Annotated in this window: 14 protein-coding genes; 8 read left to right on the top strand and 6 right to left on the bottom strand. The window is 54.3% G+C overall.

The features are described from left to right. Positions 1 to 48 precede the first annotated feature (48 nt). From JT718_RS06255 to JT718_RS06240, 4 genes are all read left to right on the top strand, one after another. A complete protein-coding gene (locus JT718_RS06255) occupies positions 49 to 2,988 on the top strand; it encodes a DEAD/DEAH box helicase (protein ID WP_205501265.1) in 2,940 nt (979 codons plus the stop codon). A 141-nt stretch (positions 2,989 to 3,129) separates the two neighbouring features. Beyond that, positions 3,130 to 3,813 (top strand): hypothetical protein, encoded by a 684-nt coding sequence (locus JT718_RS06250; RefSeq protein WP_205501263.1) that lies wholly within the window; start codon positions 3,130 to 3,132, stop codon positions 3,811 to 3,813. Positions 3,814 to 3,910: 97 nt separating this feature from the next. Then, positions 3,911 to 4,615: a hypothetical protein gene (locus tag JT718_RS06245; RefSeq protein ID WP_205501254.1), complete on the top strand. Its 705-nt coding sequence runs from the start codon at positions 3,911 to 3,913 to the stop codon at positions 4,613 to 4,615. Positions 4,616 to 4,698: 83 nt separating this feature from the next. Further along, positions 4,699 to 5,232 carry a hypothetical protein gene (locus JT718_RS06240; protein ID WP_205501252.1) on the top strand — a complete coding sequence of 178 codons (534 nt, stop codon included), beginning with the start codon at positions 4,699 to 4,701 and terminating at the stop codon, positions 5,230 to 5,232. Positions 5,233 to 5,893: 661 nt separating this feature from the next. Here the strand turns inward: JT718_RS06240 and JT718_RS06235 are convergent. Together JT718_RS06235 and JT718_RS06230 are read right to left on the bottom strand one after the other, a co-directional pair. Beyond that, a complete protein-coding gene (locus JT718_RS06235) occupies positions 5,894 to 6,553 on the bottom strand; it encodes a hypothetical protein (protein WP_205501250.1) in 660 nt (219 codons plus the stop codon). Between the two features lie 235 nt (positions 6,554 to 6,788). Next, positions 6,789 to 7,487 (bottom strand): hypothetical protein, encoded by a 699-nt coding sequence (locus tag JT718_RS06230; protein WP_205501248.1) that lies wholly within the window; start codon positions 7,485 to 7,487, stop codon positions 6,789 to 6,791. A 106-nt stretch (positions 7,488 to 7,593) separates the two neighbouring features. On the opposite strand from JT718_RS06230, the gene JT718_RS06225 reads away from it, so the two are divergent. The 4 genes from JT718_RS06225 (at position 7,594) to JT718_RS06210 (ending at position 12,631) form a co-directional block, all read left to right on the top strand. Beyond that, positions 7,594 to 8,037: an SRPBCC family protein gene (locus JT718_RS06225; RefSeq protein WP_205501246.1), complete on the top strand. Its 444-nt coding sequence runs from the start codon at positions 7,594 to 7,596 to the stop codon at positions 8,035 to 8,037. Between the two features lie 124 nt (positions 8,038 to 8,161). Further along, positions 8,162 to 9,649 (top strand): 1-hydroxycarotenoid 3,4-desaturase CrtD, encoded by a 1,488-nt coding sequence (gene crtD / locus JT718_RS06220; RefSeq protein WP_205501244.1) that lies wholly within the window; start codon positions 8,162 to 8,164, stop codon positions 9,647 to 9,649. A 478-nt stretch (positions 9,650 to 10,127) separates the two neighbouring features. Continuing rightward, positions 10,128 to 11,567: a hypothetical protein gene (locus JT718_RS06215; protein ID WP_205501242.1), complete on the top strand. Its 1,440-nt coding sequence runs from the start codon at positions 10,128 to 10,130 to the stop codon at positions 11,565 to 11,567. Between the two features lie 455 nt (positions 11,568 to 12,022). Further along, the gene (locus tag JT718_RS06210; RefSeq protein ID WP_205501240.1) at positions 12,023 to 12,631 is read left to right on the top strand and encodes a TetR/AcrR family transcriptional regulator; all 609 of its coding nucleotides are present in this window, start codon (positions 12,023 to 12,025) and stop codon (positions 12,629 to 12,631) included. Between the two features lie 72 nt (positions 12,632 to 12,703). Here JT718_RS06210 and JT718_RS06205 read toward each other — a convergent pair whose 3' ends face one another. The 4 genes from JT718_RS06205 to JT718_RS06190 form a co-directional block, all read right to left on the bottom strand. Then, on the bottom strand, positions 12,704 to 12,946 hold the full coding sequence (locus JT718_RS06205; protein ID WP_205501238.1) for a DUF6952 family protein: 243 nt from the start codon (positions 12,944 to 12,946) through the stop codon (positions 12,704 to 12,706). A gap of 6 nt (positions 12,947 to 12,952) precedes the next feature. Continuing rightward, a complete protein-coding gene (locus tag JT718_RS06200) occupies positions 12,953 to 13,273 on the bottom strand; it encodes a thioredoxin family protein (protein WP_205501236.1) in 321 nt (106 codons plus the stop codon). 99 nt (positions 13,274 to 13,372) lie between these two features. Beyond that, positions 13,373 to 14,083 (bottom strand): hypothetical protein, encoded by a 711-nt coding sequence (locus JT718_RS06195; RefSeq protein ID WP_205501234.1) that lies wholly within the window; start codon positions 14,081 to 14,083, stop codon positions 13,373 to 13,375. Positions 14,084 to 14,319: 236 nt separating this feature from the next. Then, positions 14,320 to 17,178, bottom strand: a complete 2,859-nt coding sequence (locus JT718_RS06190; RefSeq protein ID WP_205501232.1) for a M16 family metallopeptidase — start codon at positions 17,176 to 17,178, stop codon at positions 14,320 to 14,322. Positions 17,179 to 17,461 lie beyond the last annotated feature (283 nt).

The following is a 17,461-nucleotide window of genomic DNA, read 5'->3' as shown; positions in this document are numbered from 1 at the left end:
AGAAGAGAATTTGTTGTACTTTCAAGATTGGGAAAGCGAGCCTCTGCCATGAAAGTATTCACCACACAGCCTTTTCAAGCAACTTATTCTCTCTTTGAGCATGAATATCTGGGCTTTCTGTTTGAGTCTTACGTGGTGCAGGTCAACTCCAAGAAACAGCTCACGCTCCAGCACCAGAACATCTCCAGTAAGAACGCCGACGAGTTCGCGGCCCGCCTGGACGAGCGTGACTTTGAGCTCATTGAGCTCACCGACCAGATCCAGCAGGATGCCGTGTTCAAGAAATTCGCGGTAAAGAAAACCACCCTTGCCGATTTCTTCTTCAAGACCTATGACCCCGCCAAAGGCGACAAGCTGTTGCAGGAGAACATTGAGCACTACATCCAGAGCCGCATGGCCCGCATCCTGGACCTGCTGGACGACAAGATGGTGTTTGTGATGGGCAAAGACGGCGAGCCCACCTGGAAGCGCCTGAGCATGGCCACCGAGAAGGCCACCGTGCTGTTCCACTTCCGCCGCAACGACGACAACACACATTACTTCCCCACCATCAAGTACAAAGGCGAGAAGCTGGACTTCCAGTACAAAGACGCCGTGCTGGTCTGCAAAGAGCCCGCCTGGCTGCTCCTGAACGACTGCCTCTACAGCTTTGAGAAACAGGTAGACGGCAAGAAGCTGCAACCTTTCCTCAACAAAAAGTTCATTGTGGTGCCCCGCAACGTGGAGGAAAGCTATTACCGCAAGTTTGTGGCCCCCTTGGTAGAGCAGTTTGATGTGTATGCCAAAGGCTTTGACATTAAGTCTGAGCGCTACCGGCCAGAGCCGCAGCTTCAGTTCTCTGAGCTCGCGGTGGCTGAGCCTTCGCCCGCCTTGTTTGCTACCGCCGGCGAGGACGAGGAGGAAGAGGAGATCAGGAACCCCTCTGAGGGCGACCGGATCATGTTTCAGCTCAGCTTCCGGTACGGCAGCTACACGGTTGGCACCCAGGAGCCCAAGAAAATCAGCGTAAGCGTGGAGAAAACCCCAGAGTCTTATGTGTTCCACCGCCTGCACCGCGACCTGGACCTGGAACTGTTCTTCCAGCGCGAGCTGGCCAGCCGGGGCCTGGAGATCAGGAACGGCAAGGCGGTGATGGACAAGCCCAGGGCCTTTAGCTGGCTCAACACCTACGCCAAAACCCTGGAAGAACTAGGCTTTACCCTGAAACAGAGCCAGTCTGAGAAGAACTATTTCATCGGGGAGACCTCGGTGAGCGTGGGCATCACTGAGACCAACGACTGGTTTGACATTTACGGCACGGTGCGGTTTGGGCCTTACGAGATCCCGTTCATCAAGCTTCGCAACCATATCTTAACCAAGCGCCGCGAGTACCGGCTGCCCAACGGCCAGATTGCCATCATTCCGGAGGAATGGTTTACGCAGTACCTGGAGCTGTTTGCCTTCTCTGAGGGCGAGGACGAGCTGAAGCTGCACAAACACCACCTTTCTTTGGTAAGCGACCTACAGAACGGCAACCTGGCCCACGTGACCATGAGCCACAAGCTGGAGAAGCTGCGCGCGTTTGAGGCCGTGGAAGACCGGCCCCTGCCCGCCGGCTTCAAGGGTGAGCTGCGCCCTTACCAGAAGGCGGGCTACAACTGGCTCCACTTTGTGCAGGACTACCATTTTGGGGGCTGCCTGGCCGATGACATGGGTCTGGGGAAAACCGTGCAGACCCTGGCTTTGTTGCAGCACCGCAAGGAGAACGGAGCGCAAAGCGCCTCCCTGCTGGTAATGCCCACCTCGCTCATCTACAACTGGCTGGCCGAGGCCCAGAAGTTCACGCCCCAGCTGCGCATTCTTACCTACACCGGCACGTACCGCAACAAGAGCATCGCGCAGTTTAAGCATTATGACCTTATTCTCACGAGTTACGGCATTGTGCGCCTAGACCACGAGATCCTGAAGAAGTACCTGTTTGACTACGTGATTCTGGATGAGAGCCAGGCCATCAAGAACCCTAACTCCAACACCTCGGTCAGCATTCGCGAGCTCAAGTCTAAGCACCGGCTCATCTTAACAGGCACGCCCGTAGAGAACAGCACGCTGGACCTTTGGAGCCAGATGTCGTTCATTAACCCGGGCCTGCTGGGCACCCAGAATTTCTTCAAAAAGGAGTTCCTGCGCCCCATTGAGAAGCTGAAGGACGAGCATAAGATCCGGCGCCTGCATGCGCTTATAAAACCGTTTATCCTGCGCCGCCATAAGAGCCAGGTGGCCAAAGAACTGCCTGAGAAGATTGAGCACGTCACCTACTGCAAGATGACCGAAGAGCAGGAGCATGCCTACGAAGAAACCAAGTCGTATTACCGCAACAAGATCCTGAAGAACATTGAGGAGCAGGGCACCGCTAAGTCGCAGTTCATGCTCTTGCAGGGCCTGATGAAGCTCAGGCAGATTGCCAACCACCCGCGCATGGCTGACCCGGCCTCCGAGGCAGAGTCGGGCAAGTTGGGCGAGGTGCTGCGCCTTACCAAAAATGTGGTGAGCGAGGGTCATAAGGTGCTTATTTTCAGCCAGTTCGTAAAGCACCTGGACATTGTGCGCGAGGCGCTGGACGAACGCAAGATCAAGTACGCCTACCTGGACGGCTCCACCAAAGACCGCCAGGCCCAGGTGGCCAATTTCCAGAACGACCCTAAATTACCGGTCTTCCTTATCTCCCTGAAAGCCGGGGGCGTGGGCCTTAACCTCACCGCCGCCGACTACGTGTTCATTCTGGACCCCTGGTGGAACCCCGCCGTAGAGGCCCAGGCCGTAGACCGTGCCCACCGCATTGGCCAGCAGAACACCGTATTCACCTACAAGTTCATCACCAAGAACAGCGTGGAAGAGAAAATCCTGGCCCTGCAGGACAAGAAACTGCAAATGGTCTCTGACCTCATCTCCACCGACGAGGCCGTTATCAAGCGCCTTACCAGGGAAGACATTGAGAACCTGCTGAGCTAAGCAGATTTCGGCGTGTTTTCCCGGAAACCGGCTAAAAACGCCTGGAAAGATTGTGCGCCAGATACAAGGCAGGTAAACCGAGTGGTGGAGACTTGGGAGGAGTTCTGTTTGTTTTGCGGCTGGGTTTAATAGGAAACATAAATGAAAAAGCTATTCTACATTCTTTTCATCTTCTTGTTCTCATGCAGCCAGAAAAGCGACTCACAAAGGAATGAAATAGCTGAACCATCTAATTCCGCTGAAATAAATGCAGTAGTAACACCTGTTAAGCCTATCCAGACTAGAGCTGAGGAGCCTCTATATGACACATGGACCTTTGATAAGGTTGACGGCACAAAACTGGTGTTCAAGGAAGGGCCTATCTTTGACACGGAACTCGTCAACCTGGAATACATCGGACAGATAGACATAGACCAAGAAGCTCCGTTCTTCATCTACTCAGGCCGGAATTGCGATGAATGCGACGCAAACACAGCCATCTATTTTCACTCTCCAAGGCACGGACAACTCAACGTTGGGAACGGGGAAAACAGGTATGGCTACCCTGGCAGGGAAAGAGACTATCAATCGGACTCACTCCTCTATCAAGCCAGAGCTTTTTACGGGGAGGCGCTGAAAGGTGTAAAGGGAATAGTGTGGTACCAGAAAACGCTCATGGAGGACAACTCTTTCCAGAATTCAGTCTTCATAGCCAGAATTGACGGTGAAAGCATTAAAGGGGAAGAGGTAAAAGGCTACGACAGACACCTACAGGAGACCCTTTCCTTGAATATGTCAGGCAAGAACAGGGAGATTAAGGGAAGAGACTACACGAGCGAACCATAAAAGCTACTAAACCCAAGATTGTGCATAATGTCATGTTCCAACCAGAGGCCTTGCACGCTTCATGTACTATACCGCTGGGTGATATTTGTAATACAACATGTTAAGATTATTTCCGCTATTTCTTATTGAATTGCTTTTTTACTCATGCAGCAGTGAGAAAGAGAAATTTGAATACTACAGGTTTGGGAAACAGGTTACCCCTAGTGGCAAATATGTTATATACGATTACGCCAGATTCGGTCCCATGGCTTTCAGTTCAGACATTTCAGCGACAGAAGTATTTAGCATCAGCGAAACCTTTGAAGAAGGCAAAGGGACACGCGTAGATGGAGCAATTGCCGAATGGCTTTCAGACGACACACTTCTCGTATTTAATTTCAGGTCAGAGTTACAGCAGCCTAAAGACACACTACCTATTAAGACAGAACATTATAGAGTCGGGGATTTCATCGTAAAAAGTATCAACTACAAATCTAATTCTGGAGGCCGCGTGATTTCTGATTTTGATTCAGTTTCTATCACCCAGGACTCAATCTGGATTAGACTGGTCTCAGAAGCAAAGGGAAGAAGGATAATCTCTTTCCCATTAGGAGGAACATATATCAAAGTAAAATCTGATACAATAAATCATATTGAGGTTTCAACAAGACTGCATAAGAGCATGGACTTTGTTTATAAAAATCCAGATGGAACGTTTACATCGGACTTACCACATGTTGGCACAACTAGGTACGACTTGACTCCTGTAAAGAAAATTTCGCCATTGTCGCTTCAGGAGAAGAAGGTGTTTTGGGAGAAATAAAAACAGTAACTAACCACGTGTAAACATCATGCCACGGCCGGCGACCTCGCATGTCGCTTACGCAAGTCCGTTGACGCAATCAAATGAACTACATAAAGCAGTTTTTTAAAGACTTCATAGACTTACCAAACCTCCATTTCTTTCGGAAGTACTTTCTTCTTCCGGTTACCCTTCTATTTGCCTGGATAACAATAGGCAACATCATTGAAATGAACTATAGAGTGACCGACCTCAATGAGATTACGGGAAAGGTAGAATACAATGAAGTGGTAACTACCAGGACAATTAATAAGCCCTTCTATAAGGGAAGAGAACAAGAGTTACATTTAAAACTCCACAACTCCCCTGAACACTTTAGGCTCACAGATAACTTCTTTATTGGAGAGGTAGCCGGAAAATTAACAGTCGGCGACTCTGTAACCGTCTACTACAGAAACTGGCTACAAACCCTTCTGGGTTTTGGAAGGCAATCTGATATCTATCAGGTAGAATATCATGGCAAAACATTGTTTGAACTGAGCTCCAGACAGAGGAATGCAGAAGGATTAGCACTAATCGGGGCTTTAGCGACCATATTGTTTTTCCCTATGTATTTACACCAAAGAAGAAATAAATAGCATTTACTAAAATATGTACTGTAAGCCTTGCAAAGACAACGAACGGCCAAGTTTGTAACCAGTGTATCCGGTTGTGCCATCGGGCTCTAATCCGTTCTCCTTGAATGATACCAGTCGCTTGCACCTTTCCCGCTAACCTGTAACCCATATGATTCAGCTTGAAAAGCCTACCCCATTCTCCAGCGATCTCCCCGATTACGTGAAGATACACACGCTCATTGAGGAAAAGAGCAGTTCTCACCATCTGGATGGTAGCCGTAGCTGGACGGGTGCTTGACAGAAGCTGGAACAAGAGCAACAAGACTGGTTTACCGCCTTTTTAGAACAGGGTAGGGGCGAACTGAAGTTCGGTGAGAAGATAGTCTCAGTCACCAGCAAACCGTTGCAAGACACCCCCATGAACTACAGGGTAGACCAGGCATACAGAGAGAAGTCCACGCAGCCGCATAACCTTTCATAGGTGCAGGGCATTACCCAGTCCGAGTACCACCCGTACACCAAGGAGTTTTTCTTTCAAGCAGAAGTAAGTTAACCCATTAGCAGTTGAAGGGATTCTGCCGCAAAACAGAACGGAGTACTACTTTGTCGGTAGTACTCCGTTCTGTTCTACAAGCCAGGTAGGGCTTTCTCAAGCTGGCCTACCGCTTAGCCTTACTAGTGCTTAGGAGTTCAATTTCGCGTACGGGAATTTCTTAGAGGCTTTGCGCATGATGGTAGTGATGATGGTGTTGGTATCACTGCCTAAGCCCCTTGACAAGCTTTTCTCATATTTCCAGAGCAACTCACCGGAAGTACCGTCATAAATATTGATGGCCGTTTTACCGGAATTGGTAGCGCCGTAGAAACCTACCACTAAGCCCAAGGCCAGAGAGGCTCCGTCTGACATGGGTTTATCGGTGCTGAAGGTGCCGGTGATGATACCGTCTACTCCCAACACCTTGGCCAGCTCGGCAGGGGTAAAGCCTTTGATGTTCTCTGAGTTGATGTTATTCTTCAGCAGCAAAGCGTTGGTGGTGGCCGCATCCTGGAAAGAAACGGTGTAGTCATCTTTGCTGCTCACCTTCAGGAAGTAGGTTTGCAGGGCGCTCTGCACCGCCAGGCCCTCGTTTTTCTCCATTTCCTTGATCCGCTCGGGGGTCAAGTTCTTCGCCTGGTTAGGTCTTAGCCCAATGGTGGCGTCAAAAGGCAGGATGGCAATGGTCTTGTGCTGCTTGGCCAGCGTGGCAAAGGCAGGGTTGGTGTAAATTTCCCGGGTCTGGGCAAAGGCTCCAACGCTCAGGAACAGCGCAAACAGCGCGAATACTATTGAAGTACGTTTCATAGAAGAGGTTATTTTGAAGGGTGAACAATAAGATAGCACAAACCAAGAAGGCTGTATAAGTTATAAAATTTATTAGTGTAATTCAATCAAGTCCTCATCTATTACAACCTGGCTCAAATAAAGTCTAGCCAATCTTGCCCTACTTGGCAGGTTTAGGGTCACAGAGCAGTCCTCCACGTCAGACTTCAACCGGCAGAATGATAAACCACCAACCGCCAGTTCTAAGCCGTTGGGGTCAGATGCTTTGCGGGGCGTCTGCCACTTTCAGCTTAGCGTAAGGAAGCTTTTTGGTGGCTTTGCGGGTAATGGCTTTCACAATATGGTGGGTATCGCTGCCCAGCCCCCTGGAAAGTCCTTTTTCGTAGCTCCACAGCAACTCCCCCGAGGCGCCGTCATAGAGCTTGATCATGGCGTTGCCCGAGTTGGTGGGTCCGCCGCCGCCCAGGTACGGCGTGTACAGGAAGTTATACACCAGCAGGGCCGCAGCCACGGCGTTGGACAGAGGTTTGTGCGTGGAGAGCGAACCCACCAGCACGGCGTCTACGCCCAGCATCTGCGCCAGCTCGGCGGGCGGAATCGCCTGCAATTCCTCGGGCTGCAGGTCTTTCTCCTTCAGGATGGCGTTGGTCACGTTCACATCCTGCACGGCTACTTTCTCGCGGTCGCGGTTAACTTTGTTCAGGAAATGGATCTGAAACGCGCTCTGCACCGCCCGCCCGTGCTTGAGCTCCAGGTCATACAGCTGCTCGGGCGATAAACGGCTCATCTGGTTAGGGCGTAGCCCCACCTGCACATCAAAGGGCAGAATGGCAATGGTTTTATGGTGTTTGGCCGCCGCCGGAAACGCCCGGCTGGTGTAAATATTCCTTGATTGGTTACAGCTGCCCAACCCCAACAGTGCCGTAGCTACTAACAGCAGGAACGCTCGCTTCATTTTAAGGCTAAATTCTAGATTTTACTGCAAAACCCTGGCGGGAAGGACATCTGGCGGATAACTTTTCAGCGAAGAAGAGGGTACTACCTTTAGCCCTTCTGCCTGCATGAAACTCCACCTCAAGACCTCCGTGGCCCAGCCGTATAAGGCCGTCTTAGACGGTTTTACAGTAGACCTGTTCAAGGCCCTTTCACCCCCATTCCCCCGGCTAAAAATTTTACGTTTCGATGGCAGCTCCCCCGGCGACAGGGTAGAGGTGGAACTGCAGGCTGGCTTTATCAGGCGGCGGTGGACCAGTCTGATCACCGAGCGGCAGGTTACCCCCCAAGAGGCCTGGTTCGTGGACGAAGGGCAGGAGCTGCCGGCCCCGCTTACCTTCTGGCGGCACAAACACCTCATCACCCATGAGGGCACGCACAGCACCATCCATGAACTGATTGAGTACCGCACCGGCTCCCTGCTGCTGGACTGGTTGCTGTATCCTATCTTCTGGGCCCAGTTTTGGGCCAGGGGACCGGTGTACCGCCAGATCTTCGGGCGGGTGAAATAGCGTTTTAGGCCCATTTTCCCGAAAACCGGCTTGAAACAGGAGCTTTGAGTCTACCCTTCGGTAAACCTTTACCCGTGGAACAAGTTATCTCCAGAAAAAGCAGGAAACTGCGTAGATTGGCACTATGGCAAAAGCAGTAGTAATCGGTTCGGGCATTGGCGGCATAGCGGCGGCCATCAGGTTGGCCGTGAAAGGCTATAAGGTGACGGTTCTGGAGGCCAATGCCTCCTTTGGCGGCAAGATGACGCAGTTCACGCTGCCCGGCGGCTACCGCTTTGATGCCGGGCCCTCGCTGTTCACGCTGCCCCACCTGGTAGACGAGCTCTTTTCCCTGGCCGGGCGTACCCCGCAGGACCACTTCCGGTACCAGCGCCTGCCCATTGTCACGCAGTATTTCTGGCCAGACGGCACCCGCCTCACCGCCCACGCCTCGGCCCAGGAGTTCGCCCAGGAGGTGGAGCGCAAACTGGGCGTCCCGCAACAGCAATTGCAGCAGCACCTGCAGAAAGTAGCCCGTCTGTACCACGCCACGGCCCATACTTTCCTGCACAAGTCGCTGCACAAACTGGATACCTACCTCAGCGCCGATGTGCTGAAAACCCTGCCAGCCCTGCCCGAGCTGGGCCTTACCACCACCATGCACGCGGCCAATGCCCGGGCGTTCACAGACCCCAGGCTGGTGCAGTTACTGGACCGCTATGCCACCTACAACGGCTCAGACCCCTACCAGGCCCCCGGCACGCTCAACCTTATCCCGCACCTGGAGTTCAACATTGGCGCCTTTTACCCCGAGGGGGGCATCTACGCCATTGCCGAAAGCCTGGTGAAGCTGGGCGAGGAGTTGGGGGTGACCTTTAGGTACCGGGAACCGGTGCAGGAAATCCTTACCCAGGGGAGCCGCGCCACCGGGGTACGCACCGCACAGGGCGTGTACGAGGCAGAAACCGTGGTGAGCAACATGGATGTGGTGCCTACCTACCGCAAACTCCTGCCCCACCAACCCGCCCCCGAGACCACCTTGCGGCAGCCGCGCAGCAGTTCGGCCCTCATTTACTATTGGGGCATGGCGCGCCAGTTCCCCGAGCTGGACCTGCATAACATTTTCTTCAGCCAGGACTATAAACGGGAATTTGAGCACATCTTCCGGAAGGAGACCGTTGCCGATGATCCCACGGTGTACGTGAACATTACCTCTAAATACACGCCCTCTGACGCGCCGGATGGGCATGAAAACTGGTTTGTGATGGTGAACGTGCCCCATAACTCCGGCCAGGACTGGGAGGCGCTTATCCAGAAAACCCGGGAAAGCGTGCTCCGCAAGGTGAGCCAGGCCCTGGGGGTAGACCTAGCGCCGCTCATCACCGCCGAACGGGTCTGGGACCCCAAAGGCATTGAGGCCGACACGTCTTCCTTTGCCGGGGCCCTGTACGGCAGTTCCTCCAACAACCGCATGGCGGCTTTCCTGCGGCACCCTAACTTCTCCGGCAAGCTAAAGGGCCTGTACTTTGTGGGCGGCAGCGTGCACCCGGGCGGCGGAATTCCATTGTGCCTGCTTTCGGCCAAGATTGCCACTGATCTGGTGCCCGCTGCCTCCGCTACCGTTACCGCATGATTGCAGCGCTTCCTGCCAGGGCATCAGTTTTCTCCTGCCCAAAAGTCATTGCTGCACGCTTGTTTCCTGATTGACGCGGTCTGTGGAGGATAAGCCTCCGTGCGCAGCAGATCATCCTGTACCCACCCAATTTTGCCTGCAGTAGCCTTGGCCTATGTACTTCCAAAACGCTGAACTTGGCTAACGCTCTTTCTTTTCTTGTGGCCTGACAAGCTTTTTTGGGCACCCGTGTCTGCTGGTGCTACGTTTTGGGGCCATTTTTCAGAAAACAGGCCAGATACAGAAGGTCTCCTAATTGAAAAAGCCCTGGCAGATGCTGGCGGCAGAGCCCAAGGAGTCACTTCACAGCATTACTTTCTGGCTAAAAGATAAGCCCAGGGCACGGTGGGTTTTTCTGGTGCAAATGCTGTTCTTTGCAGGGGTGGTTTTGGCGCAATATGCTTTTAACCTTCTTTTCTCCCGTAATAGAACCCTTAGAATGCCCTACGCTTCCATCCGTCAAGCCTTGCCCGTGGTGGCGCCTTTTATGGTGCTGCTGGCCGTGCTGACGTGGTACGTGCGGGACAACGGCTTTTTTTGGGACAGCATCCTGCTGGCTTCCAAATACGGCCAATGGTACTACCAGACCCGCTTTTCTACCCTGTTCGTGCCCGAGGCCCTGGCTGGTTACCCGCCCTTGTTTGGCATGTACCTGGCCGCCGGGTGGCTCCTGCTGGGGAAAACCGTGCCGGTAAGCCATTTTCTCATGCTCCCTTTCCTGGTGGGCATTGTCTGGCAGGTGTATCTGCTGGCCAAACGCTACTTACCGTCAAACTGGGTAGTATTAGGCATGCTGCTGGTTTTCCTGGACCCTACCTTGCTGGCCCAGAGCGCGCAGGTGGCCCCAGACCTTGTGCTGCTGTTTCTGTACCTGCTCTGCCTCAATGCCCTGCTACAGCAGCGGCCGGTACTGCTCAGCGTGGCCCTGGTGTTCATGGCCCTGCATACGCCCAGAAGCCAGATCTTGCTGGTGGCGGTGTTCTGCACGCAGGCCTTGCTAGTATGGCGCTCCCCCCACCGGTTTAGCTGGCCGCAAATTGGAAAGATGGTGGGCCCGTACCTGCCAGCTGGGCTGGTGCTCTTGGGCTGGCTGTTGCTGCATTACCAGCATTTTGGGTGGGTAGGATACTCCCGCAGTTCGGACTGGGGCGCGTATGCCGGCCTGGTCTCGCCCACAGGATTCTTACGCAATCTGGGCCTGATAGCTTGGCGCCTCCTGGACTACGGGCGCGTAGCCCTTTGGCTCACCGCGGGCTGGCTGGTGTGGCAGGGCAGGAGAGGCCTTTCCCCGGCCACCAGGGAACTGCTGCTGCTCCTGCTGGTGCCTTTGCTCACCCTGGGTGCAGTCTTGGTATGGTTTGCCAACCCCATCGGGCACCGGTACTGGCTGGTGGTGTACGTGCTGCTGGGCTTGCTGACGGCCCATCTACTGCTGCACGTGGGCAGCCAGCCGTTGCGCCTAACGGTTTACGCATTCCTGCTGACTAGTCTGGTGAGCGGGCATTTCTGGCTGTACCCGCAGAAAGTGGCCAAAGGCTGGGATGCCACGCTGGCCCACCTGCCGTACTTCAGCCTGCGGCACCAGATGATGGATTACCTGGACCACCGGCAAATTCCGTGGCAGCAGGTAGGCAGTGATTTCCCTAATCTAGCCGCTCCCGCTGACACCGACCTGACCCAGGACCGCCGCCAGTTCGCGCCCAAAGACCTAGCGGCCCAGTCGTACATCTTCTACTCCAACGTGTTCAACGGCTTCACCGACCAAGAACTGGAGGCGCTGGAAAAAGACTGGGTGGTGCTGCACGAGCTTAAACAAGGCCAGGTGGTGATACGCCTGTACCAGAAAAAACTGCAGCCGCCGCTTCAAGAAAAACGATAGCGCTTTGTTTTAGGGCCGTTTTCCTGAAACCAGCGCAGAAAGGGACAATTACTGAAAGGTACAACCCCGGTACGTCTTTCTTTTCCTCAGCCTTGAAGCAGGTGGCAAGCTCTGCCGGGGTTCCGCACCGTTCCTGCCCTGTGCCGCTCGTTTCTCTAGATGTATATAAAAAAGTTACTATATTTACTTGCATCCTTCGTACTACCGCCTGCTGAGGCACAGCGTAGTTGAACTTTTTCGGGCAGCTTTACGTCCTTGTACAGGTTTTTAGAGGAGGCTTTCCCTTGAACGGGAGAACCGGGGCCCGAAAATTACGGCCAACCTCTTTCTTGTTGCCAACATTCTTGAATTCCTGCCCGAAGTACGTATGGCTTGTAGCTGCCAATCTAGTAGCTTTGTAAACGGCAGAGACTTTTTTGCCCCAACCGGTTTCCAATCTGAATCCCTAAACATCCATGACCTTTAAGCAAACCGTATTGCAGGAGTTGCTCACCCTTATCAGGCAAGAGGGCCTGTCGCATCTAAGTGAACAGGAAGTCATTAACCGCGTTGACATCTCCTCGGCCACGTTCAGGGAGTTCTTCAACGGCATGGATGACCTGGTCACCCAAGTGGTGGAGTATGACCTGGAGATGCGGCAACAGGAGCACCAGCGGCTGTTTGCCCAGGAGCCCAGCCCGCTGCGCCGGTTGCTGCTGATCATTCAGCTTGGTTTAGAGACCTTGCGTACCTCACAGCCGGCCGTCTTGCAGGAACTCCAGGAGAACTACCCGGCTGCCTGGCGCCTGTACTGGAACCATTCCAATGAGTACACTACTTACCTGCTGCACGAGCTCCTCAACGAAGGCGTGCTGCAGCATGAGCTCCGGCGCGACATCAACATCCAGCTGGTCACCAAGATCATGATAGAGCAGCTTTCCATCATTGTGAACCCCGCTATCTTCCCGCCGGAGCGCTTCCACATTGCCGAGGTATTCAGAAGCATTTTCCTGTACTACGTGCGCGGCATCTGCACCGAGGCCGGCATGAAGAAAGCCGAGGATTTTTTTGCCGCCATGAAGTAAAACACCCCTAGAACAGAAAGAGCGGCTGCCCTACATGAGGGCAGCCGCTCTTTGCTTTTGTGGGCGTGGGGCTTAGCTAATAGAAACCCGCACCTTTTGGGTGAACTCGCGCAGGGCGGTTTTAAAGTCTGAGCCGTGGTCCTGCATGTGGTTGAGGATCCAGATGGCGCCAAACACGTGGGTCAGCTTCTCGCCTTCGTCTTCGCCGTCAATCTCAAAGGCGGGCGTTTCTTCGTTGATCAGTTGCTCCTCGGCTTCACGCAGGCGCTCAATGGTCTGCGTCTCCACCAGTTTCTTAATGGCAGGTATCTTCATCTCTTGTTATGCTTGAATTTTCTGAACCATGCCCACTACAAAGTCTTCTTTGCTGGTGGCGGCGCCTTCTACCAGCTCGCCGTTCTTGAACACGGCAAAGTAAGGCAGGTTGGTGACCCCGGCCAGTTTACGCGCCTCGGGGCTGGTTTCAGCGTTCACATCCACGAAGGCCACGTTGGCGAACTCCTCGTTGGCGGCCATGCGCTTGAACTTAGGGGAAAACAGGCGGCAGTTTCCGCACCAGTCGGCGTAGTATTTCACCACCACGCGCTCATTGTTTTGGAGCACTTCCTGGAAATCTGTATCAGTAGCTTGAATGATAGCCATAGTATTTAAATTAAATGTAGGTACACAAAATTATGGGTTCTTACGCAAAGTAAGCGGTTTTGGAGGCATTTTTCAGAAACCATGCCTAAAACAGCCCGGTTATGGTTTTTGTTCCTGGGCCAGGGAGTCGGGCTTACGCCCGAAGAGACCGCCCCGCCCGCGCCGCGAGGGCTTGGTCTTGAGCGTGATCTGCTCAATGACTTTGGCCCGGGGGAAGGAGAGGAGCCATACGCCGCGTACTTGTCCTTCTTCAAATCCATCGGGCTTGCCCAGGGCAGAAGGGACTCTCAGCTGCTCCAGCGAGCGGGCGCTGAAGTCCAGCAGGCTGGGTTCATCGCAGCTGGCGCAGTTGCGGCGTCTTATCAAAAGGGGTCTTTGGTACTCAATGACCTGCCGGGCCACGTTGAGCACTGCCTGCGCCTTGGGAGTTTTGGAGTCTACCGCCGCCATCTCTGAGTCAAAATACTGCTGCGCTTCTGCGGGCGAGGCGAAGGCTTTGCGCTCCAGGGTGGCGTTGTAGCGCTGCAGAATACTGCTCACGGTTGGGAGTTTGTCTGGCTCAGCCACAAACAGGGCCTGCGCCTGGGGCTGGCTCTCGGCCAGTTGCAGGAAAGCGCCTTCCACCAGCCCAACAACGGTGTCGCCGGCCAGCAGGGCTTGTTTCTCCATGTCTTCCTGGGTAATGCGCTTAACTTTGTGGCGTTCGGCCTCCACGGCCATCTCTTTTCCGCGCTCTAGTTTCTCCGGCTCACAGGCGGCACTCAACAGGCCCAACAGGAGCAGGAGCAAGGGTATCTTCTTTTTTATCATGGGGTTAAATCCTGACCAACGGCCGTTAAACCTTTGGTGCAGCAAAGATGGGGCATGCGTTGGTTATACACAACGCAAACGCCAGGGTTGCCGGTTTATTCTGGTAGACTACCTTTCTGCCAGGCTTGCGTTTTAGGGCTTTTTTACGGGAAACGGCCCCAAAACAAGGGCCAAAAGAAAAGCCCGCCGCCAAAGGCAACGGGCTTTCAATAAAAGAACTGATGGAAAATGGAAAACTATTTCTGCTGCAGCACCACCGGCTCGCCTAAGCCCAGGTCTTTCAGGCCGGCCAGCTGGGTTTTGGCGTCGCCCACCACCACGTAGACCATTTTGTTGGGGTCAATGTAGTTGCTGATGAGGTTTTTGGCCTGGGCATAGTTCAGGGCCTGAATGGCTTGCTCTTCCTGCTTCAGGTAATTGGTGGGCAGGTTGTAGGTGTTGATGGTCTCCAGCAGGCCTACCAGGCTGCCCAGGGTCTCATAACCAAGGGCCGTCTGGCGCAACAGGGCCCCTTTGGAGGTAGCCAGGTCCTGCTCGGTGTAGCTGGTACCGTAAGTCTTCAGGATCTCGTCAATGGTCTGCAGCGACTCCTTGGTCACGTTGGTACGCACGCTGGAAGAGGCCACAAATGCGCCCGGGGCCGTGGGCCGGCGCGAGAAGTTGGAGTACGCGCCATAAGTATAGCCTTTCTGCAGACGCAGCACGCTGAACAGGGTAGAGGCCGAGCCCGCGCCCAGCTTGTGGTTGATGGCCTGCATCACCGGATACTCGGTGGCACCCACCGGCACCGCCAGGTAGCCCGCGTAGATCACTGATTGCTTGGCGTCTGGCTGGTCAATGAAGTACAGACGCGCCGCCGGCTTGGTGATGGCGGTTACCGGTGCGGGCAAGGTCACGTTCTTAGGCGCCCATCTCTGCTCCAGCCCGGCCAGCACCTTGGCTACCTCGGCTTGCTTCACGTTACCGGCCACCTGGAATGAGGCCACGCTGGGCGAGAAGTTCTTCTGGTAGTAGTCTTTGAGGTCTTGCAGCGTAATGCTCTCTACGGTTTGCAGCGTGCCGGCGGTGGGGTAGGCAAAGCGGCTGTTCTCACCGTAGAGTACCTTGTTGAAGGCAAATGACGCTATGGCCGATGGGTTGGCCTGCATCTGCTTGATTTGGTTGAGGGCCGCCTGCTTGGCTTTGGCAAACTCGGCTTCATCCCAGCGCGGCTCCAGCACCATTTCCTCCACCAGTTTCATCACCTGCGGGAAGTTGCGGGCCAGCGTGTTGCCGGAGATGGTGATGTTCTCGGGAGAGGAGCTCACGCTCACGAACGCGCCCAACTGCCCAATGGCTTCCTCCAGTTGCTGTGGGGTTTTGTTCTTGGTGCCTTCCATCAGCATGGCGTCTACCAACGAGGCCGTTCCAATCTTAGAGGGCTCATCTAACTGCATGCCGCCTTTGATCTGCAGACTGAACTGCACCAGCGGCAACTCATTCTGCTCAATCCCCGACACCTTGATGCCGTTCTTCAACTGCGTGGTCCAGATGGCGGGGGCAGTGAACTGGAAGTTGTTGCTCAGCTCGGGCATCTTGCTGCGGTCAATCTTAGACGGCGTTTTGGGGAAGGAGGTAGGCTCTTGCCCGGTGTTATTCTCGGCCCCGGCCACAATCTTCTCTTCCACCACATCGGCCTTCACGGCGCCTTTTACGGCCAGTTCTTCCTGTCCTTTGGGCACGAAGCTGGTCATCACATACGGTTTGCCTTTGATGTACTTGCGGTACACGTTCATGATGTCCTGCGCGGTCACGGCCTGGGTCATGGCAATGTCTTTCTTGGCAAAGCCCGGGTCACCGGCAAACTCATTGTACTGGGCCAGCTGGAAAGCCTTGTTCAGGAGGCTGGAAATACCGTTGTACAGGGTGGTCTCTTGCTTGATCTTGATGCGCTCCAGTTCCTTGGGATTCACGCCTTCTTTCTCAAACTTGTCAAAGGCGGCAAAGACGGCGGCCTGCACATCGTCCAGGTCTTTTTTGTCGAAGGCGCGCACGCGTATCCTGAACGTACCGGCAATCTCGCTGGAACGGTTACCGGCCGAGGCACCCGGCGCCAGTTTGCGCTCTTCCACAATGATCTTCTCAAACGGCGAGTTCTTGCCGTCTGAGAGCAAACTGCCCAGCATGTCCAGCGCGTACGCGTCTTTGTGGTACTGCTCTACCGTGGGGAAAACCATGGTCAGCTCGGGCAGGTTGGCAAAGTTATCCACGTGGAAAAGTGACTTGGTGGCCGCCAGTTTAGCGGGCATTTTAGGGAGCGGCTTGGGCTCAGGCTTGGCTTTCAGCTCGCCAAAATACTTGGCAATCAGCTTCTTGGCATCGGCGGTTTCAAAGTCGCCGGTTAACACCAGCGTGGCGTTGCTCACCCCGTACCACTGGTCATAGAATTCCTTTACATCGGCTAAGGTGGCGTTCTGCAGGTCTTCCAGAGAACCAATCACGTCCCAGCTGTAGGGGTGCCCGGCGGGGTAGAGGTTCTTCAGGATCACGTAATCGGTGTGGCCGTAGGGCTGGTTATCCACACGCTGGCGCTTCTCGTTTTTCACCACCTGTTTCTCGTTCTCCAGGCCCCACTCGCTCACGGTGTTGATGAAGAAGCCCATGCGGTCAGACTCCAGCCAGAGCACGCGCTCCAGGGCGTCTTTGGGCACCACCTCATAGTACACGGTTCCGTCTTCAAACGTACCGCCGTTGAACGAGCCGCCCACCTGGTTGATGGCCTTGATGAAGTTGCCCTTGCCCACGTTCTCTGAGTTCTGGAACAGCATGTGCTCAAAGAAGTGCGCAAACCCGGTACGGCCCGGCTTCTCGCGGTTAGAGCCCACGTGGTACATAATGGCCACGGCCACCTTAGGGTCTGATTTGTCCTGGTGCAGCACTACGTCCAGCCCGTTGGGCAGCTTGTATTTCTCAAACGGCAGGTTGAACTGCGTCGCCGCCGAGGCTGGTTTGGCAGCCGTTTTCTTGCTGCCCTGCGCCCACCCGGGTTGGGCCGAGCTTAGCACCATGCCGCTCAGCAACACAGAGAGGCAAGCAGTTTTAAGGGTCTTGTTCATGGGAAAAAAGGGTTTAGTCTGAGGTTTGGTCCCGCTTTTAGGGCAGTCTGGGTAATTAGTCCCAAATATGGGGTTTTTCTTACACCCAAGGGCTGCTTTTTCTGGGCAGACCTACAGCGTTTCCGGCGTGTTTTTAGAAATTAAGGCTTAAAACGGCCCGCAGTTGTTTGCTTCCCGCGTGTAGGGGAACAGGACAGCAGCGGCCTGCAGGAAACCAGCCCCGGTGCGGCGGTGAAAGTATTTGTGGGGGAACTACTGGTTTTAGGGCCAAATTTCATAAAAT

The sequence above is a fragment of the Rufibacter psychrotolerans genome (assembly GCF_016924645.1).
In the GTDB taxonomy this organism is placed as follows: domain Bacteria; phylum Bacteroidota; class Bacteroidia; order Cytophagales; family Hymenobacteraceae; genus Nibribacter; species Nibribacter psychrotolerans.
This window is presented reverse-complemented; position numbering and strand designations above follow the sequence as displayed.

Bases quoted from the DNA above. Each gene is read 5' to 3' on its own strand.
- JT718_RS06200 (WP_205501236.1), bottom strand. From the start codon at position 13,273: ATGGCTATCATTCAAGCTACTGATACAGATTTCCAGGAAGTGCTCCAA.
- JT718_RS06255 (WP_205501265.1), top strand. From the start codon at position 49: ATGAAAGTATTCACCACACAGCCTTTTCAAGCAACTTATTCTCTCTTT.
- JT718_RS06210 (WP_205501240.1), top strand. From the start codon at position 12,023: ATGACCTTTAAGCAAACCGTATTGCAGGAGTTGCTCACCCTTATCAGG.
- JT718_RS06205 (WP_205501238.1), bottom strand. From the start codon at position 12,946: ATGAAGATACCTGCCATTAAGAAACTGGTGGAGACGCAGACCATTGAG.
- JT718_RS06240 (WP_205501252.1), top strand. From the start codon at position 4,699: ATGAACTACATAAAGCAGTTTTTTAAAGACTTCATAGACTTACCAAAC.
- JT718_RS06215 (WP_205501242.1), top strand. From the start codon at position 10,128: ATGCCCTACGCTTCCATCCGTCAAGCCTTGCCCGTGGTGGCGCCTTTT.
- JT718_RS06225 (WP_205501246.1), top strand. From the start codon at position 7,594: ATGAAACTCCACCTCAAGACCTCCGTGGCCCAGCCGTATAAGGCCGTC.
- JT718_RS06230 (WP_205501248.1), bottom strand. From the start codon at position 7,487: ATGAAGCGAGCGTTCCTGCTGTTAGTAGCTACGGCACTGTTGGGGTTG.
- JT718_RS06195 (WP_205501234.1), bottom strand. From the start codon at position 14,083: ATGATAAAAAAGAAGATACCCTTGCTCCTGCTCCTGTTGGGCCTGTTG.
- JT718_RS06245 (WP_205501254.1), top strand. From the start codon at position 3,911: ATGTTAAGATTATTTCCGCTATTTCTTATTGAATTGCTTTTTTACTCA.
- JT718_RS06235 (WP_205501250.1), bottom strand. From the start codon at position 6,553: ATGAAACGTACTTCAATAGTATTCGCGCTGTTTGCGCTGTTCCTGAGC.
- crtD (WP_205501244.1), top strand. From the start codon at position 8,162: ATGGCAAAAGCAGTAGTAATCGGTTCGGGCATTGGCGGCATAGCGGCG.
- JT718_RS06190 (WP_205501232.1), bottom strand. From the start codon at position 17,178: ATGAACAAGACCCTTAAAACTGCTTGCCTCTCTGTGTTGCTGAGCGGC.
- JT718_RS06250 (WP_205501263.1), top strand. From the start codon at position 3,130: ATGAAAAAGCTATTCTACATTCTTTTCATCTTCTTGTTCTCATGCAGC.